This window comes from Marivivens aquimaris, from assembly GCF_015220045.1.
GTDB classification, from domain to species: Bacteria; Pseudomonadota; Alphaproteobacteria; order Rhodobacterales; family Rhodobacteraceae; genus Marivivens; species Marivivens aquimaris.
The window spans coordinates 108,690-131,562 of the sequence record NZ_JADBGB010000004.1; the positions used below are offsets into that span (position 1 = coordinate 108,690).

At 65.0% G+C, this 22,873-nt stretch carries 23 protein-coding genes and 1 pseudogene; 11 read left to right on the forward strand and 13 right to left on the reverse strand.

What is annotated here, in order from left to right:
- Nucleotides 1–181 precede the first annotated feature (181 nt).
- From dctP to IF204_RS18540, 7 genes are all read left to right on the forward strand, one after another.
- Complete coding sequence (gene dctP, locus IF204_RS18510) at nt 182–1,180, forward strand: TRAP transporter substrate-binding protein DctP (RefSeq protein WP_194098571.1); 999 nt, start codon at nt 182–184, stop codon at nt 1,178–1,180.
- A 78-nt stretch (nt 1,181–1,258) separates the two neighbouring features.
- Entirely contained in the window at nt 1,259–1,816 is a 558-nt protein-coding gene (locus IF204_RS18515; protein ID WP_194098600.1) for a TRAP transporter small permease, read from the forward strand.
- Nucleotides 1,813–3,102 carry a TRAP transporter large permease gene (locus IF204_RS18520; protein ID WP_194098572.1) on the forward strand — a complete coding sequence of 430 codons (1,290 nt, stop codon included), beginning with the start codon at nt 1,813–1,815 and terminating at the stop codon, nt 3,100–3,102. The genes IF204_RS18515 and IF204_RS18520 overlap by 4 nt, the downstream gene beginning before the upstream one ends.
- A 219-nt stretch (nt 3,103–3,321) precedes the next feature.
- The gene (locus IF204_RS18525; RefSeq protein WP_194098573.1) at nt 3,322–4,281 is read left to right on the forward strand and encodes a dihydrodipicolinate synthase family protein; all 960 of its coding nucleotides are present in this window, start codon (nt 3,322–3,324) and stop codon (nt 4,279–4,281) included.
- Nucleotides 4,272–5,198 (forward strand): 4-hydroxyproline epimerase, encoded by a 927-nt coding sequence (locus tag IF204_RS18530; RefSeq protein ID WP_194098574.1) that lies wholly within the window; start codon nt 4,272–4,274, stop codon nt 5,196–5,198. Before IF204_RS18525 ends, IF204_RS18530 begins: the two co-directional genes overlap by 10 nt.
- 52 nt (nt 5,199–5,250) lie before the next feature.
- Nucleotides 5,251–6,489 (forward strand): NAD(P)/FAD-dependent oxidoreductase, encoded by a 1,239-nt coding sequence (locus IF204_RS18535; RefSeq protein ID WP_194098575.1) that lies wholly within the window; start codon nt 5,251–5,253, stop codon nt 6,487–6,489.
- Nucleotides 6,490–6,501: 12 nt separating this feature from the next.
- A complete protein-coding gene (locus IF204_RS18540; protein ID WP_194098576.1) occupies nt 6,502–7,527 on the forward strand; it encodes a trans-3-hydroxy-L-proline dehydratase in 1,026 nt (341 codons plus the stop codon).
- Here IF204_RS18540 and IF204_RS18545 read toward each other — a convergent pair.
- The gene (locus IF204_RS18545; RefSeq protein ID WP_194098577.1) at nt 7,524–8,537 is read right to left on the reverse strand and encodes an Ldh family oxidoreductase; all 1,014 of its coding nucleotides are present in this window, start codon (nt 8,535–8,537) and stop codon (nt 7,524–7,526) included. The genes IF204_RS18540 and IF204_RS18545 overlap by 4 nt on opposite strands.
- A 145-nt stretch (nt 8,538–8,682) precedes the next feature.
- Here IF204_RS18545 and IF204_RS18550 point away from each other — a divergent pair, with 145 nt between their 5' ends.
- A complete protein-coding gene (locus tag IF204_RS18550; protein WP_194098578.1) occupies nt 8,683–9,363 on the forward strand; it encodes a GntR family transcriptional regulator in 681 nt (226 codons plus the stop codon).
- A 140-nt stretch (nt 9,364–9,503) separates the two neighbouring features.
- Here IF204_RS18550 and IF204_RS18555 read toward each other — a convergent pair.
- Nucleotides 9,504–9,941: pseudogene (locus tag IF204_RS18555) on the reverse strand (IS6 family transposase); the annotation flags it as partial.
- Nucleotides 9,942–10,027: 86 nt separating this feature from the next.
- On the opposite strand from IF204_RS18555, the gene IF204_RS18560 reads away from it, so the two are divergent.
- Both IF204_RS18560 and tnpB read left to right on the forward strand, forming a co-directional pair.
- Complete coding sequence (locus IF204_RS18560; RefSeq protein ID WP_228069648.1) at nt 10,028–10,438, forward strand: transposase; 411 nt, start codon at nt 10,028–10,030, stop codon at nt 10,436–10,438.
- Entirely contained in the window at nt 10,432–10,785 is a 354-nt protein-coding gene (gene tnpB, locus IF204_RS18565; protein WP_194098579.1) for an IS66 family insertion sequence element accessory protein TnpB, read from the forward strand. Before IF204_RS18560 ends, tnpB begins: the two co-directional genes overlap by 7 nt.
- A gap of 213 nt (nt 10,786–10,998) precedes the next feature.
- On the opposite strand, the gene IF204_RS18570 is transcribed toward tnpB, so the two are convergent.
- From IF204_RS18570 to IF204_RS18620, 11 genes are all read right to left on the reverse strand, one after another.
- Entirely contained in the window at nt 10,999–12,357 is a 1,359-nt protein-coding gene (locus IF204_RS18570; protein ID WP_194098580.1) for an ISKra4 family transposase, read from the reverse strand.
- 249 nt (nt 12,358–12,606) lie between these two features.
- Nucleotides 12,607–13,380: a hydroxypyruvate isomerase family protein gene (locus IF204_RS18575; RefSeq protein WP_194098581.1), complete on the reverse strand. Its 774-nt coding sequence runs from the start codon at nt 13,378–13,380 to the stop codon at nt 12,607–12,609.
- Entirely contained in the window at nt 13,377–14,027 is a 651-nt protein-coding gene (otnC, locus tag IF204_RS18580) for a 3-oxo-tetronate 4-phosphate decarboxylase (RefSeq protein ID WP_194098582.1), read from the reverse strand. Before otnC ends, IF204_RS18575 begins: the two co-directional genes overlap by 4 nt.
- On the reverse strand, nt 14,024–15,292 hold the full coding sequence (otnK, locus tag IF204_RS18585; protein ID WP_194098583.1) for a 3-oxo-tetronate kinase: 1,269 nt from the start codon (nt 15,290–15,292) through the stop codon (nt 14,024–14,026). Before otnK ends, otnC begins: the two co-directional genes overlap by 4 nt.
- Nucleotides 15,289–16,020 carry an alpha/beta fold hydrolase gene (locus IF204_RS18590; protein WP_194098584.1) on the reverse strand — a complete coding sequence of 244 codons (732 nt, stop codon included), beginning with the start codon at nt 16,018–16,020 and terminating at the stop codon, nt 15,289–15,291. The genes otnK and IF204_RS18590 overlap by 4 nt, the downstream gene beginning before the upstream one ends.
- Nucleotides 16,010–16,807 (reverse strand): HpcH/HpaI aldolase family protein, encoded by a 798-nt coding sequence (locus IF204_RS18595; protein ID WP_194098585.1) that lies wholly within the window; start codon nt 16,805–16,807, stop codon nt 16,010–16,012. Before IF204_RS18595 ends, IF204_RS18590 begins: the two co-directional genes overlap by 11 nt.
- Nucleotides 16,807–17,934: a cupin domain-containing protein gene (locus IF204_RS18600; RefSeq protein ID WP_194098586.1), complete on the reverse strand. Its 1,128-nt coding sequence runs from the start codon at nt 17,932–17,934 to the stop codon at nt 16,807–16,809. Before IF204_RS18600 ends, IF204_RS18595 begins: the two co-directional genes overlap by 1 nt.
- A gap of 21 nt (nt 17,935–17,955) precedes the next feature.
- Complete coding sequence (locus tag IF204_RS18605; protein ID WP_194098587.1) at nt 17,956–19,011, reverse strand: ABC transporter ATP-binding protein; 1,056 nt, start codon at nt 19,009–19,011, stop codon at nt 17,956–17,958.
- A gap of 12 nt (nt 19,012–19,023) precedes the next feature.
- Nucleotides 19,024–19,839, reverse strand: coding sequence for a carbohydrate ABC transporter permease (locus IF204_RS18610; protein ID WP_194098588.1), 816 nt, complete (start codon nt 19,837–19,839; stop codon nt 19,024–19,026).
- Complete coding sequence (locus tag IF204_RS18615) at nt 19,836–20,720, reverse strand: carbohydrate ABC transporter permease (RefSeq protein WP_194098589.1); 885 nt, start codon at nt 20,718–20,720, stop codon at nt 19,836–19,838. Before IF204_RS18615 ends, IF204_RS18610 begins: the two co-directional genes overlap by 4 nt.
- Before the next feature lie 64 nt (nt 20,721–20,784).
- Nucleotides 20,785–22,059 (reverse strand): ABC transporter substrate-binding protein, encoded by a 1,275-nt coding sequence (locus IF204_RS18620; RefSeq protein WP_194098590.1) that lies wholly within the window; start codon nt 22,057–22,059, stop codon nt 20,785–20,787.
- A gap of 139 nt (nt 22,060–22,198) precedes the next feature.
- On the opposite strand from IF204_RS18620, the gene IF204_RS18625 reads away from it, so the two are divergent.
- Nucleotides 22,199–22,855, forward strand: a complete 657-nt coding sequence (locus tag IF204_RS18625; protein WP_194098591.1) for a GntR family transcriptional regulator — start codon at nt 22,199–22,201, stop codon at nt 22,853–22,855.
- The last annotated feature ends 18 nt before the right edge of the window (nt 22,856–22,873 follow it).

Here is a 22,873-nt window from a genome sequence, read left to right on the forward strand (position 1 = left end):
AAGTTCATCGCTTTCGGGAGGAGGAGCCCTTGGCCACACCCATGCAGTTGCACCCGTGCCGGTCGGCCTTTACGCTGGCCGACGCCTGGCCGCACCCCGAAACGTGACACGACGCGCAAAGCGTGAAACCGGGCGGCCCCGCCCCAAACCGATCAATTCCCAACACGGAGGAACCCAAACCATGACCCGCCTGTGGACAGCCCTTGCCGCCAGCGCCCTCGCGCTGCACACCGCCACCCCGGCCTTCGCCGAGGACATCACCCTGCGCTTTGCCGGCGTCTTCCCGATCGACCACCAGGGCACCAAGATGATGGAACAGGTCGCCGCCGAGGTGAACGCCGCCGACGTCGGCCTCGACATGACCGTCTATCCGGCCAGCCAGCTCGGCTCGGGCGAGGCGCTCTTCGAGGACGTGGCCCGCGGCAACATCGATTTCGCCTCGGCCTTCATCTACTCCGACACCGACTCGCGGCTCGAGTTTTTGAACATGCCCTTCCTCGTGAGCAGCTATGACGACATGGAGCGCGTGCTGCTCGACATGGACTCCGACTATAACCGCATCCTGCAGGACATCACCGACGAATACGGCGTCCGCGTCATGGCCGCCAACCCCGAGGGTTTCGTCGGCATTGTCGCCACCAAGGCACCCGACAACTGGAACACCTTCGACGACAAGGGCATGAACATCCGCGTCTGGTCGTCCAACGCGGTGAAGTCCACCGTCGAGTCGCTGGGCTACCGCGCCACCACCATGGCTTGGGGCGATATCTTCCCGGCGCTGCAATCGGGCATCGTCGATGGCGCGATCTGCTGCACCAAGACCGCGACCTACTCGATCTTCGCCAAGTCCGACGTCGGCACCCACTTCGTTGAGTACAACGCCCTGCTCGAGCAGACCTTCTACTACGGGTCCGAGCGCACGCTGGCCAAGCTGAACGACGAACAGCGCGCCGTGATCCAGGCGGCGATGAACAAGGCCTCGGCCGACTTCTTCGCCTACAACCGCGAGAATGACGCCGCCTTCGGCCAGAAGCTGATCGACAGCGGCTACACCATTCTCAAGCTGAACGAGGAAGACCAGAAGGCGATGACCGACTACGTGCGCGCCGAGATCTGGCCCACCATGGAAGGCGCCGTCGGCAAGGACGTGATCGAAAAGGTCCTCGACGCCGTCCAGTAACCGAAACGTCGAAGGGGCGGCTCGCAAGCCGCCCCTTTTGCCTTTACCGGACCTTGATACGAAAAGAAGGGAGTGACCATGGTGCGCATAACGGATGAACTGCCGCGGCTCATCGGCGTTCCGATGGATTGGGCGATGGTCGTGATGAAGGCGATCGTGATCCTTGCAGGCGCGCTGATGGCGGTGACCTTCGGGCTGGTCGTGGTGGTGCGCTACGGCTTCGGCGGGGATCTCTTCGCCTACGAGGAGTGGCTGCTGGCCATCAGCATCGTGGGCTTTTTCGCCGGCGCCGTGCTGGCCTCGGAGCGCCGGCTGCACATCAACGCCGACATCCTCGAGGTCGTCATCACGAACCGCAGCGCCATCTGGTGGCGCAGCTTCGCGGTGCTGGTGATCGAACTCGCGGTGACGCTCTTCATCGTCTACGCCTGCTACGTCTCGCTGGCCGACGATTTCTCCTTCCCGCGCCTGCGCGCGACACCGGCGCTGCGCATTCCCTTCGTATCCTGGCGGATCGCGATCATGGTGGCCTTCGGCTTCATCGCGATATTCTCGGCCGCGCATCTCTACGTTCACATCCGCAAGGGGCTTGGCCTGCCGCTCCGCTCCGAGACCGCCGGGGAGGCGCAGACATGATCATCCTCGGAAGCCTTGCCATCGTCTGCACCATGCTGCTCCTGGGGGTCAGCGTCTTCGTGGCCTTCGGCGCGGTGCTGATGTTCATCGCGCTGGTCGGCGACCAGTCGATCACCGGCTACCTGCCCACCGGCTCCACCGGTCTGCGCTCGCTGGTGCTGCTGGCCATCCCGCTCTTCATGATCGCCGGCGGCGTGATGGAGCGCGGCCGCATCGCCGCGCCGCTGGTCTCCATCGCCGAAATGTTCGTGGGCCACCTGAAAGGTGGGCTGAGCGCGGCGGCGGTGCTGGCCTGCGGCGTCTTCGGCTCGATCGCGGGCAGCGCCAATTCCACCCTGACCTGCATCGGCGGCATCATGCTGCCGCACCTCAGGCGCGCCCGCTATCCCGAGGGCCAATCCGCCGCGCTGCTGGTGGCCGCCAGCCCGCTCGGCCTGCTGATCCCGCCCAGCACCAACCACATCCTCTACGGCTGGGTGGCGCAGCAGCACGTGCTGAAGTGCTTCCTCTCGACGGTGATCCCGGCGCTGGTGCTGATCACCCTCTTGATCGTCACCAACGCGGTGATGCTGCGCAAGCATCGCGACATCATTTTGACCGAGCGTCCCTCCCCCTTCCTGCCCGCCCTCGGACGGCGCGCGCGCCTCGCAGGGCCCGCGCTTATGATGCCGATCATCATCCTGGGCGGCATCTACGGCGGCATCATGACGCCGACCGAGGCGGCGGGCATCGCCGTGGTCTACGCGGTGCCGGTGGCGATCTACTACTACCGCGGGCTGACCTGGAAAGGCCTCGCCGAGACCATCCAGAAGTCCGGCATCACCATCGGGGTGGTGATGATCATGATCTTCATGGTGTTGATCGTGTCGGACAACCTGATCGCCCAGGGCGCGCCGCAGGTCGCCAAGCAGCTGGTCTATGCGGTCTCCGACGATCCGGTCATTGTGCTCCTGATGATCAACGTCGTGATGATCCTGATCGGCATGCTGATGGACGACATTTCCGGGCTGCTGCTCTCGACACCGATCCTTCTGCCCATCGCGCAGAGCGTCGGCATGGACCCGATCCATTTTGCCGCCGTGATCGGCGTCAACCTCGGCATGGCCAACATCACCCCGCCGACCGCGCCGCTGCTCTACCTCGGCGCGCAAGTGTCGGAAACGCCGGTGGCGCGGATGCTCTGGCCGACGCTGGTGTTCATCCTCTTCGCCTGGCTGCCGGTGCTGATGCTGACCACCTTTGTGCCCGCGGTGGCGCTCTGGCTGCCCGAGCTTCTGCTGGGCTGACCAACACGCCACGAAATCATCGCAAGGCAAAGAAGCCGGCGTTCTGCGTCGGCTTCTTCGCGTTCGGCCATCTCTTCGGCCCCCAACCCGCAAAATCCTCCGCGCTCCCGCAAAATTAGATTGGATTTTGGATACAAAAGCCTGTATTACCCTCGCAGAGACTCGCCCACGCGCCCCACCCCGGCCCCAGGCCCGCCGCGCACCAAGACAGGAGCCCCCATGTCCAGCAATATCTTCACCGGCACCATGCCCGCCCTGATGACACCCTGCAAAGCCGACCGCACGCCGGACTTCGACGCCCTTGTCCGCAAGGGCAAGGAGATGATCGAGGCCGGCATGTCGGCGGTGGTCTACTGCGGCTCGATGGGCGACTGGCCACTGCTCACCGACGACGAGCGCAAGACCGGCGTCGCCCGCCTGGTCGAAGCCGGCCTGCCCGTGGTGGTGGGCACCGGCGCGATCAACTCGAAATCCGCGGTGGCGCTGGCCGCCCATGCGCAGGAGGTGGGCGCCGCCGGCCTGATGGTGATCCCCCGCGTGCTGTCGCGCGGTACCTCCGCCATCGCGCAGAAGAACCACTTCAAGGCCATTCTTTCCGCCGCCCCGGACGTACCAGCGATCATCTACAACAGCCCGGTCTACGGCTTTGCCACCCGCGCGGATCTGTTCTTTGCCCTGCGCGCCGAACACCCCAACCTGATCGGCTTCAAGGAATTCGGCGGCAAGGACGACCTGCGTTATGCCGCCGAGCACATCACCAGCCAGGACGACCAGGTGACGCTGATGGTCGGCGTCGACACCGAGGTCTACCACGGGTTCGTCAACTGCGGCGCCACCGGCTCGATCACCGGCATCGGCACTGCGCTGCCGAAAGAGGCGCTGCTGCTGGCCGCCCTGTCGCAGAAGGCGGCCCAAGGCCATGCCGAGGCGCGGATGCGCGCGCGCGAGCTGGAAGAGGCCTTTGGCGTGCTGGCGTCCTTCGACGAGGGCACGGACCTCGTGCTCTATTACAAGTACCTGCTGGTGCTGAACGGTGAAGAGGAATACCGCCTGCACTTCAACGAGACCGACGAGCTGACCGACGCGCAGCGCAACTACTGCGAACAGCAGTACAGCCTGTTCCGAACCTGGTTCGCAGATTGGTCCAAGCAAGGCGGGATCATCGCCGAATGCATGTGATCGACAGCCATACCGGCGGGATGCCGACCCGGGTGATCCTCGACGGCGGTCCCGACCTTGGGGCGGGGCCGCTGGCTCAGCGCGCCGGGGTGCTGGCTCGGGATCACGCGGCGTTCCGCGATGGCGTGCTGAGGGAACCGCGCGGCCAGGCCGGGATGGTGGCAGCGCTGCTGGTGCCGCCGCAGGATCCTGAGTGCGTGACCGGGGTGATCTATTTCGATGCCGACGCGGTGCTGGGCATGTGCGGTCATGGCACCATCGGGCTTGCGGTGACGCTGGCCCGGCTTGGCCGCATGACGCAGGGCCTCCACCGGATCGAGACCCCCGCCGGGGTGGTGACGGTGGAATTGCACGACGCCCATACCGTCTCGGTCACCAATATCGAGAGCCGCCGCATCCACCACGGTGTCCAGGTCGCGGTGCCGGGACAGGGAGAGATCACCGGTGACATGGCTTATGGCGGCAACTGGTTCTTCATCACCGACAGCCCGATGCCGGTGACGCCTGCGAACATCCCGGCGCTGACCGAGCTTTCGATCGCGATCCGCGGCGCCTGCCACCATGGGGGCATCTCCGGGCCCGAGGGCCAGCCGGTCGATCACGTGATCCTGAGCGGCGACAGCCCGAACCCCGAGGCGCTGCGGCGCAACTTCGTGCTGTGTCCTGACGATGAATACGACCGCTCGCCCTGTGGCACCGGCAGTTCGGCCTTCGTCGCCTGCCGCGCCGCATCCGGCGCTCTGGCCGCGGGTGAGGAGATCCTTCTCGAAAGCGTTATCGGCAGCGCCTATCGCCTGTCGTGTCGCCCCGGCCCCACCGGCGGCGTGATCCCGCGGATCACCGGGCAGGCGCATGTGATGGCCGAAAGCAGGCTGATCTTCGACGCTGACGATCCCTTCCGTAACGGGATCGTCTGAGGCACTCTTTGCAGGGCACCCCTGCCCGTTCAATCCGTCACGAGGCTCACCCATGTCGCAGGATATCGTCGTCGTCGGCGCAGGCATCGTCGGCATCAGCAGCGCGCTGGAACTGCGCCGACAGGGCCACCGGGTCCGGGTGCTCGACCGCAAGGGCGTGGCCGCCGAGACTTCGCAGGGCAATGCCGGGGCCTTTGCGTTTACCGACGTGATGCCGCTGGCGGCGCCGGGGATCCTGCGCAAGGCGCCGAAATGGCTGCTCGATCCGCTGGGGCCGCTCACGATCCCGCCGCGCTACGCACTGCAGATCGCCCCCTGGATGCTGCGCTTCTGGCGGGCAAGCTGGCAGGACCGGCATGACGCCTCGATCCGCGCCCAGGCCGCGCTGATGACACTGGCGCGCGAAGCGCTGGAGCGGCAGATCGCCCAGACCGGCGGTGAGGCGCTGATCCGGCGCGAGGGACAATTGCAGCTTTATGAGGGCGAGGCCCAGTATCGCGCCGCCCTGCCGGGATGGGATCTGCGCGGCCGTCACGGGATCCGCTATGACCTGCTGACCCGCCCCGAGGAAATCGCCGAGATCCAGCCGGGTCTCGCCCCGCGATTTACCCATGCAGGCTTTACCCCCGACTGGATAAACACCACCGATCCCAAGGCCTGGACCGAACACCTCGCCGCCGCTTTCCGACAGGGGGGCGGAGAGATCCTGCGCGCCGAGGTGCGCGACCTGGCGCCGGAGGAGGGCGGTGTCCGGATCACCCATGCCGAGGGCGAGATCATCGCCGACAGGGTCGTGCTGGCAGCCGGCGCCTGGTCGCATCACCTGGCCAGCCGGCTGGGCGACCGCATTCCGCTGGAAACCGAACGCGGCTACAACACCACCCTGCCCCCCGGCGCTTTTGACGTCCGCACGCATCTGACCTTTGGCGCGCATGGCTTCGTCGTCACCCGGATCAACGGCGGAGTCCGCGTCGGCGGCGCGGTGGAACTGGGCGGGCTGAACCTTCCGCCCAATTACCGGCGGGCCGAGGTGCTGCTGGACAAGGCCGCGCGCTTCCTGCCTGGGCTGGACACCACGGGCGGCCGCCAGTGGATGGGCTTCCGCCCGTCGTTGCCCGACACGCTGCCGGTGATCGGGGCTTCGCAGCGCGCCGAACGCGTGATCTACGCCTTTGGCCATGGCCACCTCGGACTGACGCAATCCGCCGCCACCGCCGAGCTGGTGAGCGACCTTGTCGCCCGCCGCGACAGCGCCCTCCCCCTTGCCCCCTACCGCCCCGACCGGTTCTGACAGGAGCACCAGATGCGCAGCAGCAAGACGATCCACGTGATTTCCGCCCATGCCGAGGGCGAGGTGGGCGATGTCATCGTCGGCGGCGTCCTGCCGCCCCCGGGCGAAACCCTCTGGGACCAGCGCCGCTTCATAGCCGAGGACGAGACCCTGCGCCAGTTCGTGCTGAACGAACCGCGCGGCGGCGTCTTTCGCCACGTCAACCTTTTGGTGCCGCCGAAACACCCCGAGGCCATCGCCGCGTGGATCATCATGGAGCCCGAGGACACGCCGCCAATGTCCGGGTCCAACTCGATCTGCGTGGCGACCGTGCTGCTCGACGGCGGGCTGGTACCGATGCAGGAGCCGGAGACCCGAATGGTGCTCGAAGCGCCCGGCGGGCTGGTCCGGGTGCGCGCGGAATGCCATGGTGGCAAGGCGCAGCGGATCTTCGTCGAGAACCTGCCAAGTTTCGCCGACAAGCTCGCCGTGCCGCTCGAGGTCGAGGGGCTGGGCACGATCACCGTCGACACCGCCTATGGCGGCGACAGTTTCGTCGTGGTCGATGCCGCGGCGCTTGACTTCGAGATCGTGGAAGCCGAGGCCAAGGAGATCGCCCGCCTTGGTGTGCGGATCACCGATGCCGCGAACGCGCAGCTTGGCTTCAGCCACCCTGAGAACCCCGAGTGGGATCACATCTCCTTCTGCGCCTTCTGCGGCCCCCTGACGCCGACCGGGACCGGCGTCACCGGCGCATCCGCCGTCGCCATCCAGCCCGGCAAGGTCGACCGTTCGCCCACCGGCACCGCCGTCTCGGCCCGCATGGCGCTGATGGCCGCGCGGGGCGAATTGCAGACTGGCCAGACCTTCGAGGCCACCTCGATCATCGGCTCGCGCTTCACCGGGCGCATCCTCGAGACCACGCAGGTGGGCGGCCGCCCCGCCATCCGACCCGAGATCAGCGGCCGCGGCTGGATCACCGGCATCCACCAGCACATGCTCGACCCCGACGACCCCTGGCCCGGCGGCTACCGCCTCTCCGACACCTGGGGCGCCTAGGCTCCGGCCAGCACCCGCAGGTCGTCGTAGAGCGCCTGCGGGATCTCGACATAGCCGCGCGCACGGTTGCGCGCCCGCGCCGCGAACCGGCGCTGCGAGGGCAGCCGCGCCCCCTGGTCGACGATATCGGCGAACAGCCGTTCGGCGCGGGCGTCGTTCTCAGCCACGCGCCCGCCGCTGAAATGCACGGGATCGAAGGCGAGGATGATCTCGCCATGATAGGGTGCGCCGCCGGCCTTGCTGGCGAATGCCATGCTCTCGAGGCTGGTCAGATCGTCGATCAACGGCCCGGCCATCAGCTCGACCATGATCGACAGCGCCGAGCCCTTGTAGCCGCCGAAGGTCAGCATCGCGCCTTCCATCGCCGCCTCGGGGTCGGTAGTGGGCTTGCCGCCCTTGTCGATCGCCACCCCCTCGGGCAAGGGCTTGCCGGCGCGCCGGTAAAGCTCGATCTCGCCGCGGGCAAAGCCGCTGGTGGCGAAGTCGAAGGTGAAGGGGTCCTTGCCCGCGCGCGGCCAGGAAAAGGCGATCGGATTGGTGCCGAGGCTGCCGCGCGTGCCCCCCGCCGGCGCCACCCAGGCGTGGCTCGGCACCATCGCAAGCCCCGCCAGACCGGCGGCGGACAGACGCTCGACCTCGGGCCAGAGCGCCGAGAAGTGGAAGCAATTGTTGATTGCCAGCGCGGCGAGGCCATGCGCCTTCGCCTTCTCGATCAAGGCCGGCAGCGCCTCCTCGAATGCCAGCAGCGACATCCCGCGTTGCGCATCGGCCCGGACGATGGCAGCCTCGCCCGAGGTTACCACCGGCACCGCATGGCCGTCGATCTGCCCCGCGCGCATGGTCTCGACGCACATCAGCAGGCGGTAGAGGCCGTGCGACTGGCAATCGTCCAGCTGGCAGGCGGTGATCAGATCGGCAATCGCCCTGGCATGCGCCGGGCCGTAGCCGGCATGGGTGAGCACCGACAGGCTCAGTTCGGTGACGTTCTGAAGGCTGAGCTGCTTGTTCATTCCGGTTGCCCCTATCTGATCGGATATTGGATACTATAGATCGGATCGGTCCCGCAAACCGCTTTTTTGGCTTCTGACCGCGCGAAGAATGACCTATACCCAAAGCGTTCCGAGATTTGCATCCAAAATACAACGGAGGAGCGACATGGCAGGTCGGCGCGCGGTCAAGAAAGAGAGTTTGCCCGAGATCATCGCAAACGACCTCCGGCAACGCATCCTCAGCGGCGAACTGGCCGAGGGCGAGGCCATCCGCCAGGAGCTGCTCGCGCAGGAATACGAGGTGTCGCGGATGCCGGTGCGCGAGGCGCTCAAACGGCTCAGCGCCGAGGGCCTGCTGCATTGGGAAAACAACCGGGGCGGCACGGTGGTCAAACACTCGCTGCCCGAGATCGGCGAGATCTTCGACCTGCGCATCCTGATCGAGGTCGACCTCTTCCGCCGCGCCATCCCGCGGATGACCGAAGCCGACTTCGAGACCTGCGCGCGTCTCTTGGCTAAGATGGAGGGCGCCTACGAGACCGAGGACGTCAGCCACTGGGGCACCTACAACCACGAATACCATCTGGCGCTCTATGCCGCGGCGGACCGGCACATGTCGCTGGAGTTCCTCGAGCGGCTCCACCTGCACTCGGACCGCTACGTGCGCATCCACCTGAGTGTGATGAAACAGCGCGAACCGGCGAAACAGGAGCACTGCAAGCTGCTGGAGCTGGCGCGAGCGGGCGACACCGAAGGCGGCGCGGCCCTGCTGGCACAGCACATCGAACGGACCAAGCGCGAACTGCTGGCGATGATCGAACGGCAAAGGCTTCAGGGCGGTGAGTGACCACGCGCGATGGGGCAGACCTAAAGCGTTTCTGGAAAAACTTAATTTGAGACTCTACCACCTCTTCACAGGTCTCTATGCGTTGAGCGGGCATTGCCAACTTATTTGCACCCGGCTGAATGCGGCCTGCTCCGCGCCCGTCATGCGGTCATCTCGAGTGCGTAGCCGTTCCAAAGATCAAAGGCATCGGATCGGGCGTGGCGGTACGATGTGGCGGTAAGACGATAGCGGCGGGGACGGAAGAACATGTTGATCTGGTCATGTGCGTTCAGAAATCTCTGAGCCTGTCCGGGTGACTTGAACCGCCCCATGAGTTTCTCTCGCTTGCGGGTTGGCCGATGGGATCCTTCGATCCGGTTGTTCAAACCCTTGTGCGCCCGATGATCACCATTCGCCACGAGGTTGCGGATCGGCCTGATGTAACTGCGCAGCTTGTCGGTGATCACGACCCACGGCGCGCCAAACCGGTCGATCAGCCGCTTCAAGAACCGGCTGGCGGCCTTTGCATTACGTTGCTTTTGCACGAGAATGTCGAGCACATTCCCATTCGCGTCGACTGCCCGCCAAAGCCAGAACTTCGTAAGCGCCGTCTGGACCCCACGTTGCTGCTGATGGCTTTGGCTGAGAGTTGATCTCCATCTCATGATGGGGAGTGCGTTTCGCAATGTGCGCTACAAATTCGTTTCTCAAATCGCTGGGCGTCGAGATTTACGCGTCGGGCCATCGCCGATGGCCAGATGAGGCAAAGGCGTTGGCTGTCTCGATGACCTTGGAGGCTGGTGCGACGGTGAATGCCGTGGCGGAGCGGTTTGGCATTCTGCCCAATCAGCTCTCGGCATGGCGACGAGAGGCCAAGCAAGGCAAGCTCGTGCTGCCTGCGACCGAAGTCGAGGAACCTGTCTTTGCGCCTCTCGTTGTCTGTGAGGTCGCCGAGGAGGAAGCGCGCCCGGAGGTCGCATCGCAGTCGGCCCCGATCAGGATCATTCGAGGCACTGTCGTGATCGAGTTCGCGCATGACATCCCCGGCGCCCGGATTGCCGAGATCGTCCACGCGCTCGAGACGCATCCATGCTGATGCCCTCGCAAGGCGTGCGGATCCTGGTGGCGACGAAGCCGGTCGACTTTCGGAAGGGGCACGATGGCCTCGCTGCGTTGGTCCAGTCGACACTGACGGAGGATCCGTTTGCCGGAACGGTCTTCGTGTTCCGCTCGAAGCGCGCCGACCGGTTGAAGATCCTGTTCTGGGACGGCAGCGGGCTCGTAATGGCCTACAAGCGGCTGGAGGAAAGCACCTTCACCTGGCCCGCGATCCGCGACGGGGTCATGACTCTGAACCGCGCGCAGTTCGAAGCCCTGTTTGCCGGGCTGGACTGGCGCCGGGTGCGGTCTCTGGAGGTGCGCAGGCCAGCTGTGGCAGAGTGACTCGGCCTGCTGAATGAGCGGGTTTCGGCGCCCCGGGCCCGGTATAATCCGCCCATGTCCAACGCCCCGCCCATCGACCTGTCCGCGATCCCCGAGAGCCAGCGCGCCGCCGTCCTGGCGGTGCTGCAGGAACGTGACGCGCTGTCGCGTTGCCTTTAAATCCGGCACGCGGCGCGTTGAGCGGCGTTTGTGGGAGTGGAAAGGATCTGGGGTTCAAGCGGCGTTGGGGCCGCGGGTCAACAGTCTTCCGTCCAGAACGGCCGCTCTAACGGTAGCAACCCTGTGCGCACCCCGTGGTGACCACCGCATTCGCTGCTTCTTTCCCATCCGGACGTTGGCGATTTCGTTGACCAGGCCTTCGGCTCGCGACGTAGAGACAGCTTTTCCTTGCTTCCGCCGGTGCCCGTAGTTGACGAGAGCGGACAGATTATGAGTCAAGTAGGTCTGGAGGTCCATCGTTCGACCCGCTACCGACAGCGCTGCTTCCTGTGTTTCACCTGCAGCGCAATCGCGCGCCTTTATGGCAAACCGGAACAGGATTCTGAGTGCTTCCAGCGCACGGTGAGTCTGGCCATGCCAGATGCGCCATCGTAGCCGTTCCACAAGCGCCTCGACATCGCAGGTCTCGCTGTTGTCAAGCTGCGACAGCAGGGTTTGGAACGTTGTCTCCACGTGCCGGATGCGAGCGGATATGTGCCACCAATCGAGGATATGTTCGACGTTTCCATTGATTGCGTTTCGCACAAGACGTGGAAGGGCGGGATCACCATCGGACAAGACCGTCATAGCTGAACCCGGCCTCCAGCCAGCGGCTTTGAGACTGGACTTCAGGCAATCCAAGGGATGGTCAACCCCGGCTAGACTCAATCCAAAACGGTGCTTCTTGGCTGTTTTGCTCTCGATTGATCCGACAATGACTTCAAAGTTCCGTTTTTGATATTCTGGTCTTGAGCGGACATAGGCGCTATCCAGAAAAACTGTCATTTCGGGTCCACCAGATTGAACTTCCACGCCCTCTTGAATGTCGTCACTCCTGGTTTCCAAGCCGTCAGCGACGGAGGCAAGACGGTTGCGGATTGTCGTGTGGTTCTGTCTGGCGCATGGTGTCAGCGCGTTCAAAAGGCGCGCAGCTTCACGAAAACTATGTCGTGCGGCCAGATCGGCCTGCAGCTTGCAAAACTCCGGCGTCGCTTGTCCTGGAAGTACGCGCGTGAGCGGCGAGAATGCCGTTGTGCATTCTGGAAAACCCGGAAAACGGCACATGCAGATGCGGACCCGTGGTGCCTGGACGGTCACACGGCCGAACAGGGTATCTATCCGTCGTGAGCGATGATCGTGTATTGGCAAGTAGGTTTGGCAGGTCTGGCAAACCCGCTCAATCTCAGTGATTTCCTCTACCTGATCTTGTAGCACTGCCCTTTGGATCTCTCTCAGGATTATCTTCCCTTCGGCAAGGCTTAACCCGAGTTCTTCCGCGGAGGCCTCTGTCAAACTCCGCTCCAGAATGCTGATATCATGGCCCCGACGCTCGCCCCATCCAAATTCCGTTTCGATCCTGATCCGTACTTTCATCGTCAATCCTCCTGTCATCACAGCGGGAGAATAGGTTGCTCGTGCTCTGAACCCCCAGAACTTTTCCACTCCCACGCGACACCTGCGGATTGCGCTTGCGGTCCTTGCGGATGGGAGAAACTTGCTTGGCCATGCGCCCTCTTCGTGTGGTCAGAAGCCCGCGCCGCGGGCATCCTCCTGTTTATCAGCCGAAAATGCGACGGGCCAGCGAGCTGATGTCGACCCCGCCATCTGCGATACTAGCTCGCGTCAGGTGACGCGCGCGGATAGAGTGCGCAGCCAGCCCAGCGTGGGCTCGGTCGGGCCGCCGGGCTTGTATTCGGCGCCCAGCGGGGCGGCATAGCCCATGTCGGCGATCACGCCGAAGACATGGGCAAAGTTCACCTCACCCCGGTCAGGCGCGCCGCGGTCGGGGACAGAGGCGAACTGGATATGGCCGATGGCGGGCAGCAGCGCCCGCAGGCGGTGGGTCAGGTCGCCCTCCATCAGCTGCACATGGTAGCAGTCGAACATCAGCTTCAGGTTGGGCGCGCCCACCGCCGCGATCACCGCAAGCGCCTGATCTGTGGTGGTCAGGAAATAGCCGGGCGCGTCATAGCGGTTCAGCGGCTCGATCAGGATGGTGATGCCATGCGGCGCCGCTGCCGCGCAGGCATATCGCAGGTTTTCCACGTAGGTCGCCTGCGCCGCCGAACCGCTGGCAACCCCGGCCATGACGTGGATGTTCGGCGTGCCGATGGCGGTGGCATAGGCGATGGCCTCGTCGATGGCGGCGCGCGCCTCGGCCTCGCGTCCGGGGATGGCCGAGAGGCCGTTGTCGCCGGCGCCGACATCGCCGCGCCGGGTGTTGAGGCCCAGCATCGTCAGGCCGGTCTCGCTCAGGGCGGCCTTAACGTCGTCCGCAGGCACATCGTAGGGCCAGTGGCATTCCACGGCGTCGAAGCCGGCGGCCTTTGCGGCGCGGATGGCCTCGGGCAGGGGCCGGTCGTTCCAGAGAAAGCCCAAGTTGGCGGAGATTTTCATGCGTCCCACTCAATGTCGAATTTCGTGATCAGTGCCTGGACCTGGTCCACGGTCAGGCCGCGCGGAGCCATCCCGCGGGTCAGCATCGCCAGACGCGCAGTGTCTTCGAGTTCCTCGATGGCGTTGCAGGCGGCCTCGATGTCCTTGCCGGCTACCACCGGGCCGTGGTTGGCCAGCATCACCGCACTGCGTTTGCCCGCCAGACCGCGCACCGCCGCGCCCATCGCCGGGTCGCCCGGCACAAAGAAGGGCAGGAGCTTCACCCGGCCCAGCTTCATTATGCCGTAAGGCGTAAGCGGCGGCAGGAAATTGTCCTCGTCCACATCCGGCATCATCGACAGCGCCACTGAGTGGCAGGAATGCAGATGCACCACCGCGCCCGCCGTGCTGCGGGTGTCGTAGAAGGCGGAATGCAGCGGCATTTCCTTGGTGGGCTTGTCGCCATCCGTGTGGTTGCCCGCCGCATCGAAGCGGCTGAGACGGCCGGGATCGAGCCGCCCGAAACTGGTGCCCGTGGGGCTGACCAGCAGCCCGCCGTCCTCGGTCCGGGCCGAGATATTGCCGGTGCTGCCGCCGGTCAGGCCACGGTCGAACATCGACCGGGCCAAAAGGCAGATCTGGTCGCGCAGGCGGGCTTCTGTGCTCATGACGCCAGCCTTTCCTGCGCGTCGGTGAAGAAGGTCTCGGCGCCGAAGTTGCCGGATTTCAGCGTCAGCGCGATCTGTTGCCCGCCGGAGCGGCAATAGGTCCAGGGCACGCCCAGAGCGATCTCGGCCCCGATGTCGAGCTGGCTGACACCAAGCGCCTTGGTCACCGCGCCCGAGGTCTCGCCGCCCGCGACGATCACCCGCCGCGCGCCCCTGTCGCGCGCCGCGACCGCGCAGGCCGAAAGGGTGGCCTCGACGATCTCGCCCGCTTCCGCGACGCCCAGCTTTTTCTGCGCAGCGCGCACGCTGTCTGGGTTGGCGGTGGCATAGATCAGCGGGGCTTTTTCCAGGTCCTGCCCTGCCAGCCAGTCAAGCGCCTTTTGCGCGCCGTTTTCGGCCAGATCGAGCGGGTCGAGCCTGAACCCCGGCGCGCCGGTGGCAAGGTAGGCCGCCACCTGCCTGTTGGTCATGGCCGAGCAACTGCCCGAAAGCACGACGGTTTTGGCGTCCAGTTGCGGGGCTTCCGCCTTGGGCGCATCCGCCGCGAGCGTGCCATCGGCCAGGTAAAGTGCGGGCAGCGGCATGGCGACGGCGCTGCCGCCGGTCATCAGCACCATGTCGCGGCAGGCCTTGGCGATCACCGCCAGGTCCTCCTTCGCAACGGCATCAACCACCACATGCGCCACGCCCTTTGCCTTCAGCGCGTCCAGTTCCGCCCGCAGCGCCTCTGCTCCCCGCGCCACCGTCAGCCGGTCGGCCAGCCCCACCAGGCGCGTTACCTGCGGTTGCAAGAGCCGCATCAGGTTGCTGTCGCGCATGGGCGTCAGCGGGTGATCCTTCATCGGGCTTTCCGCCAGCGGCTGCTGCCCGACAAAGAGGGTGCCCATGAAGATCGACCGGCCGTTTTCCGGGAAGGCCGGGCAGTAGATCGTCTGGTCAGTGCCCAGGTCGGCCATCAATGCCTCGGCCACCGGGCCGATATTGCCCTCCGCCGTCGAGTCGAAGGTCGAGCAGTATTTCCAGAAGAACCGCTGCGCCCCCGCCGCCTGCAGCCATTTGAGCGCGGCGCGGGTCTCGGCCACGGCCTCACCCACCGACGCGGTGCGCGATTTCAGCGCGATCACCTCGAAGGCTGCCGGGTCGGCCGGGGGCTCGGAGGGCACTCCGATGCGAAGCGACACGCGCACGCCGCTGCGGGCCAGGAGGCCGGCGAGGTCGGTGGCGCCGGTAAAATCGTCGGCAATACATCCCAGAACGGTGGTCATTTGTCTTCTCCCGGCAATGTGAGCCTGGCGTTGCGGGCCTTCGGGTTCTCGCATAGGGCACGGCAACATGCGGTGGGGTCTTCCACCAAGGCGTAGTGGCCCAGTCCCGGCAAGGTCGTGACCTGCGCGCAAGGCGCGGCGCGCGCCGCGTCCCGCGCCAGTCCGACGGGTGACCAGGTGTCTTCGCTGCCAGTGAAGAGCCTGACCGGGACCTTGGTCTTGGCAAGGCTGCCCAGTGCGCCGGGACGGTCAAGCGCCAGATTGGTTTGGGCTGGCATCAGAGCCGCGCTCTCCTCGGCCATTTGCAGGATCTTGTCACGTGTCCGATTTGGGCGTGGCCCGGCCAATGGCGGAAGCCGGGGGGCAATGCTGGCCGCCCCGCCTTGCCGCGCCACGTCCGCAGCAAATTCCAGCCGGTCTGCCCGCTTATCGGGAGCATCAGCGTGAGGATTGAGCGCAAAGAGCAGGAACTCGGCGGCGGGCAGCCGACAGGCCAGATGCGCGGCCACCAGCGCGCCCAGCGAAAAGCCGCAGACTATCGCGTCAGGCGTACAAAGATCCTGCAGCTCTGCCCGGAAATCCTCGATCTTCGGATGGCGCATCGAGATGACGTGCCGCGCGGAAGGCGGCACGTCCAGGCCATCGAGCAACCCGTCAAAAACCGCTCCGGAACACAAGGTCCCCGGCAGCAAGATCCAGGGCCGACCGTCAGCAAGGTCAATAGCCATGCGCCGCCCGCGACTGGCTTTCCGTGGCAATCGGTTCGTCTGCCAGCGCCCGCACCGCACTGGCCAGGCTGCGCGTCAGGTGGGAAAAATCATTGCCCGGCGTTACCAGCGCGCAGCCCTGTTCGCGCCGCGCACGGGCATCATCGGCGCCCGAGCAGAAGATGCCCACCGGTACGCCATGCCGACGCGCGGCCTCGAGCACCTTGGTGATCGCCGCTTCGGAATTCGGGCGCGGCTGGCTGACGTGACCGTCAATGGCAAAGGCCAGGTCGTTGGGGCCGACATAGATCATGTCGATGCCCTCGACGGCGAGGATCTCGTCGATCCGCTCCACTGCCTCGGCGGTCTCGATCATCGGGATCGCCATGACGGTTTCATTCGCTTTGGCCACGTAGTCGCTGCCCCCATAGAGCAGACCGCGCGACGGCCCGAAGCTGCGCGTGCCGAAAGGCGGGTAACGGCAGGCCGAGACCAGCGCCTCGGCCTGTTCGGGTGTCGAGATCATCGGACAGATGACGCCGTAGGCCCCGGCATCGAGCAGGTGCATGATCTTGGCCGGATCAAGATCGGGCACCCGCACCAGCGGGGTCGCGGGCGTTGCAGAGATCGCCTGCAGCATGTGCAGTGCCTCCGAAACGCCCATCATCCCGTGCTGCAGATCGACGGTGACCGAGTGGACGCCGGAATGTCCGGCACCCTCGGCGGAATAGCTCGACCCGATGGAGAGCCAGGCGTTGACGACGGTCTCGCCCGCCGCCAGCCTTTGCTTGACGGTATTACTGCGCATCAGCCGGCTCGCTTGTAATCGGGCAGCAACGCCGCCTTGGCCACGTATCCGCCAGCGTCAAGCGCCTGCCCCGCCTCGCGCGCCGCCGTGATCACGTCATCGGCGAAGACCGGCCGCTTGCGGTGATCGCCGGTGACCACCACCAGCACCTCGGCGCCCGCATCTCCGGTTGCCTCGATCGAGCGGACCACGTCGGCCGGGATCGAATAGGTGTCGCGCTCGCCCAAATCGACGGTCACGTCGGCGCCCTCGTTGAGGCTCAGCCGGACCTGCCCGGAGCGGACGATCAGCACCATCTTTTCGGCCAGGGTGAAGGGGCTCACCCGTCGCCCGGCGCCGAGCCGAAGCCACTCGATCGAAAAGCCGTGCGGATTGGTGATCAGCGCGGCATGGTCGCGGTTCTGAGTCAGACCGGAGCCGATGACCGGCGCGATTTCGGCACCGCAGCCGGGCAATGCCGCATCTATGAAGGCCGGCCGGAAATCCCGGACGCCCTCGGTCACCACGCGGCGGCGCATCTCTTCGGGCGAAACCTCGCGCAATTGGGCCACCTCTTCGTCGGGCATCGGCGCGATGCGGCCCTCTTCGCCCGGTACTTCGTCACCCTTGGAGGCGTCGATCAATGTGTTGTCGTTCGAGATGTAGAGGCCGTAATCCGCCGCCTCACGGATGATCTCTGGATGGAAAATAACGCCGCCGGTGTTGTCGCCGCCAAGCGCGGTGAACAGCCAGCCGTCATCCGGCCCGGTGTTGGTGAAGCCGCGGAAGATCCATGTGGGGACCGAGAGAATGTCGCCCTCGCGTCCGACAAACTCATTCTCGCCGTTCGAGCCCCAGCGGAAGGTCCATTCTCCTTTCTGGACGATGAAGACCTCGGCGGTGAAATGGACGTGCAGGTTGTTGGTGATGCCGTTGGGCATGGCCGCCGCGCCGATGTTGAAGCCATGCGGCTCGGGCAGGTTGACCACCTGCTCGTCCGACGAGGTCACACCGGGGCCGATGATCGAGTAGTTTTCCTTGAGATGCGAGCCGGGTTTCTTGCAGTCAATGAAAGCCACGGTGCAGGAGACGTAATCCTCGCGCTTGACGTGGCGGGCCTCGGCCTCGGATTGGGTGATCTGGGTCATGTTTCTCTCCTATCGTAACGGTCAGGCGTCGAGGCGCTGGCCGGTGTTCTTGTCAAACAGGTGAATGCGCGCGCCGGGCTTGGGGGCCAGGGCGCAAGGCGCGTCGATGGGCGCCTCGAAATCGGCCGGACCACGGGCGCAGATCGAGGTGGCGCCGTTGCGCAGCGTGACGAGGGTGGAATCGCCGGTCAGCTCCAGCGCGTAGAGATTGCCCGAGATCGGGGCCGCGGCGGTGTCGGTCAGTTGCAGATCCTCGGGGCGGATGCCCATCACCACGTCGGCGCGGTCCGGCTCGGCCACCGGCACCGATACGCCCTGCGCCTCGAAGTTGCCGCCGGTGATCCGGCCTTCGACCAGGTTCATCGAGGGCGAGCCGATGAAGCCCGCGACGAACAGGTCCGCCGGTTCCGAGTAGATCTTCTTGGGCGTGTCCAGCTGCACGATCCGCCCCTCCTTCATCACCGCGACGCGGCTGGCGAGCGTCATCGCCTCCATCTGGTCGTGCGTCACGTAAACGGTGGTCACGCCCAACTCGTGGTGCAAGTGCTTCAACTCGGCCCGCATAGTGACGCGCAGCTTGGCGTCGAGGTTCGACAGTGGCTCGTCCATCAGGAAGATCTTCGGCGTGCGCACGATGGCCCGTGCCAGCGCCACCCTTTGCCGCTGGCCGCCGGAGAGCTCCGATGGCCGGCGTTTCAGCAGCGCTTGCAGTTCCACTTTCTGAGCGGTCTCCTGCACTCGCGCCTCGCGCGCCTTGCGGTCCATGCCGCGCAGCTTCAACGGATATCCGATGTTCTGCGCCACCGTCATGTGCGGATAGAGCCCGTAGTTCTGGAACACCATCGCGATGTCACGATCCTTGGGCGGCTTGTTGTTGGCCCGTTCCCCGGCGATCATCAGGTCGCCCGAGGTGATGTCCTCCAGCCCCGCGATCATCCGCATGGTGGTGGTCTTGCCACAACCCGAAGGCCCGAGCAGGACCAGGAACTCGCCTTCCTCGATGGTCAGGCTCTGCTTCGGTACGGCGAGGAATTCGCCGTATTTCTTTTCCACGTCGACAAGCTGTACTTCGGCCATGTCAGAGCCTCCTTATTTGACTGCGCCGGCGGTCATGCCGCGCGTGAAATGTTTCTGGATGAGCAGCGCCATGATGAAGATCGGCACTGTGATCATAACCCCGGCGGCGCTCATCAGCTCCCAAAGGTCGCCGCGCTCGGTACGGAAGCTGACCAGCCCCACCGGCAGGGTGACGGCATCGCGGCGTGTCAGGATCAGCGCGAAGAGGAACTCGTTCCAGGTCAGGATGAAGCAGAAGATCGACGAGGTCAGGATGCCGGGAGCGGCCATCGGCAGCACGATGTCGCGGATCACCCTCAGGCGCGAGGCGCCGTCGATCATCGCCGCTTCCTCGCTGTCGGTCGGGATGGCGTCGATGAAGCCCTTGATCATCCAGATCACGAAGGGCGTCACGATCGCCAGGTTGACGATGATCAGCGCGATCCGCGTGTCCAGAAGCCCCAGCGAGCGGAACATCAGGAAGAAGGGTAGCACGATCACCACCGCAGGGATGAACTGGGTCGACAGGATCAGGAAGAACAGAAACTTCCGCCCCTTCACCCGGAACCGCGAGAAGGAATAGGCCGCAAGCGAGGCGCAGGGCACCGCGATCAGCACCGTCACCGTCGCGACGATCACCGAGTTCAGCACCATGTCGCCCAGGTTCCAGGGGTCCGCGAACACGGTGGCGAAATTCGCCAACGTTGGGCTGAAATCGAGCGAGAGGGAATAGGCGTCGCGCGGCCGCTTGAAGGCGGTCAGGAACATCCAGGCGATGGGGAAGAGGACGATGGTGGAGATGAGAAGCAGCAGCGCGCGCTCTACCCACCAGAAGACAGATTTGCTCATGCCGTGGCCATCTTTCTTTCGCTGAGCAACATCCGGACGTACCAGATCGAGATCAGCATCATGATTGCGGTGAGGATCCAGGCCAGTGCCGAGGCATAGCCCATGTCGTACCATTTGAAGCCGACGTTGAAGATGAAGAAGGCCAGCGTCTCGGTCGAGGTGCCGGGCCCACCGCCAGTCAGCGTCACAACCTGGTCGAACATCTTCAGTGCGAAGATCGTCTTCAGCACGGCCACCACCAGCAGCACGCCCCTCATTTGCGGCAGCACAATGCCGAAGATGATGCGCAGGGTGGAGGCACCGTCGATCCGAGCGGCTTCTTCGGTCTCTCGCGGCACGGAGGCCAGGCCGCCGAGGCACATGAAAGTCATGTAGGGCGCCCAGTGCCAGACATCCGTCAGCACGAGGATTGCCATCGCCAGATCGGGGCTGGCCAGCCAGGGCGTGCCGTCCAGCGCCGGGAAGACAGCGCCGAGGCCCTTGGCAATGACGCCGAACTCGGGATTGAACATGAAGCGGTAGCTGACACCGATCAGCGCCGGGCTCATGGCGAAGGGCAGGATCAGGATCACCCGGGTGAAGGTGTGCATCTTGCCTTTGCGTCGCAACAACAGCGCCAGAGACATGGCGATCACCAGGGTCAGCGCCACGCTGGTCAGAACGAAGATCGTGGTCACCCAGAGCGAGTTCTGAAACCCCGGCTCGGTAAACGCATGGCCGAAATTCTCAAGGCCGACGAAGTCGCCGGGGCGGCGTTGCTTGGTGAGGTCCCATTCGCGGAACGCGGTGACCAGCGAATAGGCAAGCGGATACAGCGTCGTCGCCAGCACGATCAGGAATGCCGGGACAAGCAGTAGATATGACAGCGACCTGTCCTGCATGTTGTACCTTTCTGAGGAGGAAGGGTGGCGCGCCCGGGGAGCAGGGCGCGCCTGGGACCGGGGATCAGCGGATACGCGCGATTTCCTCGGCCGCGTGGTTCAGCGCCGCGGCGGTGTCGGCCTCCTCGCCGCTTGCGAGGCTGGAAATAGCGGTTTCGAGGATTTCCGAGATCCGCGGCCAGTTGTCGCCGAAGTCCATGCCTTCGGCCGTGGCCAGCGCCTCGGCGGCGGCGGAATGCATCCCGCCCCAGCGCGCGTTGACCTCTTCATCACGCAGGTTGGAGAAATGCACCGCGACCACTTCGGAGCCGTTTTCATCCAGCAGTACCTCGCGCTCCAGTTCCGGATCGGTCAGCCAGCCGAGGAACTCCGCCGCAGCATCCTTGTTGTCCGCGCCTTCGGTCACGGCGAAGATCCAGGTATTTGTGAAGGTGGTCTTGTCCGCCCCGCCCACGGAGGGCAGCGAGGTAAAGCCGATCTGGTCGGCTGTCAGCTTGGATTGCTCGGGATCAGAGAGCTGCGAGCGCACCCACCACCAGACCGGCAGCATGGCGGAATTGCCCTGCTTGAAGCTGTTGACCGCATCCTGTTCGACGAATGTGGCCGAGCCTGCGGGGGCGATCTTTTCCTCGGTCAGCAGGCTGACATATTGCTCGGTCGCAGCGATGCCTGCCTCGGAATTGAAGGCCGGGTCGCCGTTTTCATCAAACAGGTCGCCGCCATGGCCCCAGAGCAGGTTGATCCAGACCATCAGGTTCTGGCCGTTCAGCTTGCCATAGGGCAGCGCGACACCAGCGGCATCGGTGTTCTCCTGCACCGCCTTCGCGGCCGTCACCAGTTCATCCCAGGTCGACGGTGCTTCGACGCCAGCCTGCTCCAGCAGGTCCTTGCGATAGAACAGGAGTTGCACATGGCCGCGCACCGGCAGGCCGACCAGCTCGCCATTCAACATGCCGTGGCGCAGGTGCGCCGGGGGGAAATCGTCCAGGTCCGTGCCTTGCGCCTCGATTTCGTCGCCGATGGGCTGCACGAGCATCTGCAACGACGGCACCCACTGGTCCATGATCGAAACGACATCGTAATCGCCGCCCGCCACCATCTCGGTGGTCAGCGCTTCTTTCATGTTGGGGAAGGGCACATAGTCATAGAGCACGTCGATGCCGGTGGCTTCTTCAAACGCGGCGAGTCGCGCTTCATGCGCTTCGAACTGGCTGGATTTGACCGCCAGCACATGCACGGTTTCGCCGTCGTAAGGCTTGCCCGCGGTCGCTTCCCAGGCGCTGACGCCGGATCCGAATGTTGCCGCCGCAATGGCAAGGGCGCTGGTGAGATGTTTCATGTGATCCTCCCTCTGAAACTGCCTGCAAGCTAGAGAAGGTGTGATTCGTAGTCAATAGGATTATTGATAATTTTATCATTGCGGTGTCGGGCGGCATTGTTTAAGCTTACGGGAAAGTCCCTGACCAAGGCCCGATCCCATGCCGAACGCACTCCAGAATGACCTGGAAAATGACATTATTTTCGGGGTTTACCCGCCGGGCACGCGGATCACCGAGGATACGGTGATGGAAACCTACGACGCCAAGCGCCACGCGGTACGGAACGCATTTGCCGAGCTGGAAAACCAGGGATTGCTGGTGCATCGCCCGCGGCGCGGCGTCGAGGTGGTGGATTTCACCCCCGACGAGGTGGACGCGCTCTACGACCTGCGAATCGTGCTGGAAACCGCCGCCGCCCGGCGCACCCCCCTGCCCGCCCCCGTCGAAACGACCGACGCGCTCGAGGTGCTGGCCGACCGCCACGCCGAGGCGGTCAGGAACGGCACCTTCCGCGAGGTCTACGAGCTGAACCAGCAGTTCCACGAGCTGCAATACAGCTGCTGCCCGAACCCGCGTCTGGCCCGGCTGATCGCCCAGCACGCCCGCATGGCCCAGCCGATCCGGGTGGTGAAATACGACGACACCGACCACATGGCGACCATCATCGGCCAGCACCGCGACATCATCACCGCCCTGCGCGGCACCTCGACCGAGGCCTACGAAGCCAGCGTCCGCGCGCATCTGCCGGCCTCGGCAGAGGCCTATCGCACCCTTTATGAACGCCGGTTCGCAGGCCGCAAGCTGGCCCAGAAGTGAACACGCGGCCACGGGGTC

Excerpts from the sequence above, each read along its gene's own strand:
- dctP (WP_194098571.1), top strand. The coding sequence starts at position 182 with ATGACCCGCCTGTGGACAGCCCTTGCCGCCAGCGCCCTCGCGCTGCAC.
- IF204_RS18515 (WP_194098600.1), top strand. The coding sequence starts at position 1,259 with ATGGTGCGCATAACGGATGAACTGCCGCGGCTCATCGGCGTTCCGATG.
- IF204_RS18520 (WP_194098572.1), top strand. The coding sequence starts at position 1,813 with ATGATCATCCTCGGAAGCCTTGCCATCGTCTGCACCATGCTGCTCCTG.
- IF204_RS18525 (WP_194098573.1), top strand. The coding sequence starts at position 3,322 with ATGTCCAGCAATATCTTCACCGGCACCATGCCCGCCCTGATGACACCC.
- IF204_RS18530 (WP_194098574.1), top strand. The coding sequence starts at position 4,272 with ATGCATGTGATCGACAGCCATACCGGCGGGATGCCGACCCGGGTGATC.
- IF204_RS18535 (WP_194098575.1), top strand. The coding sequence starts at position 5,251 with ATGTCGCAGGATATCGTCGTCGTCGGCGCAGGCATCGTCGGCATCAGC.
- IF204_RS18540 (WP_194098576.1), top strand. The coding sequence starts at position 6,502 with ATGCGCAGCAGCAAGACGATCCACGTGATTTCCGCCCATGCCGAGGGC.
- IF204_RS18545 (WP_194098577.1), bottom strand. The coding sequence starts at position 8,537 with ATGAACAAGCAGCTCAGCCTTCAGAACGTCACCGAACTGAGCCTGTCG.
- IF204_RS18550 (WP_194098578.1), top strand. The coding sequence starts at position 8,683 with ATGGCAGGTCGGCGCGCGGTCAAGAAAGAGAGTTTGCCCGAGATCATC.
- IF204_RS18560 (WP_228069648.1), top strand. The coding sequence starts at position 10,028 with ATGTGCGCTACAAATTCGTTTCTCAAATCGCTGGGCGTCGAGATTTAC.
- tnpB (WP_194098579.1), top strand. The coding sequence starts at position 10,432 with ATGCTGATGCCCTCGCAAGGCGTGCGGATCCTGGTGGCGACGAAGCCG.
- IF204_RS18570 (WP_194098580.1), bottom strand. The coding sequence starts at position 12,357 with ATGAAAGTACGGATCAGGATCGAAACGGAATTTGGATGGGGCGAGCGT.
- IF204_RS18575 (WP_194098581.1), bottom strand. The coding sequence starts at position 13,380 with ATGAAAATCTCCGCCAACTTGGGCTTTCTCTGGAACGACCGGCCCCTG.
- otnC (WP_194098582.1), bottom strand. The coding sequence starts at position 14,027 with ATGAGCACAGAAGCCCGCCTGCGCGACCAGATCTGCCTTTTGGCCCGG.
- otnK (WP_194098583.1), bottom strand. The coding sequence starts at position 15,292 with ATGACCACCGTTCTGGGATGTATTGCCGACGATTTTACCGGCGCCACC.
- IF204_RS18590 (WP_194098584.1), bottom strand. The coding sequence starts at position 16,020 with ATGGCTATTGACCTTGCTGACGGTCGGCCCTGGATCTTGCTGCCGGGG.
- IF204_RS18595 (WP_194098585.1), bottom strand. The coding sequence starts at position 16,807 with ATGCGCAGTAATACCGTCAAGCAAAGGCTGGCGGCGGGCGAGACCGTC.
- IF204_RS18600 (WP_194098586.1), bottom strand. The coding sequence starts at position 17,934 with ATGACCCAGATCACCCAATCCGAGGCCGAGGCCCGCCACGTCAAGCGC.
- IF204_RS18605 (WP_194098587.1), bottom strand. The coding sequence starts at position 19,011 with ATGGCCGAAGTACAGCTTGTCGACGTGGAAAAGAAATACGGCGAATTC.
- IF204_RS18610 (WP_194098588.1), bottom strand. The coding sequence starts at position 19,839 with ATGAGCAAATCTGTCTTCTGGTGGGTAGAGCGCGCGCTGCTGCTTCTC.
- IF204_RS18615 (WP_194098589.1), bottom strand. The coding sequence starts at position 20,720 with ATGCAGGACAGGTCGCTGTCATATCTACTGCTTGTCCCGGCATTCCTG.
- IF204_RS18620 (WP_194098590.1), bottom strand. The coding sequence starts at position 22,059 with ATGAAACATCTCACCAGCGCCCTTGCCATTGCGGCGGCAACATTCGGA.
- IF204_RS18625 (WP_194098591.1), top strand. The coding sequence starts at position 22,199 with ATGCCGAACGCACTCCAGAATGACCTGGAAAATGACATTATTTTCGGG.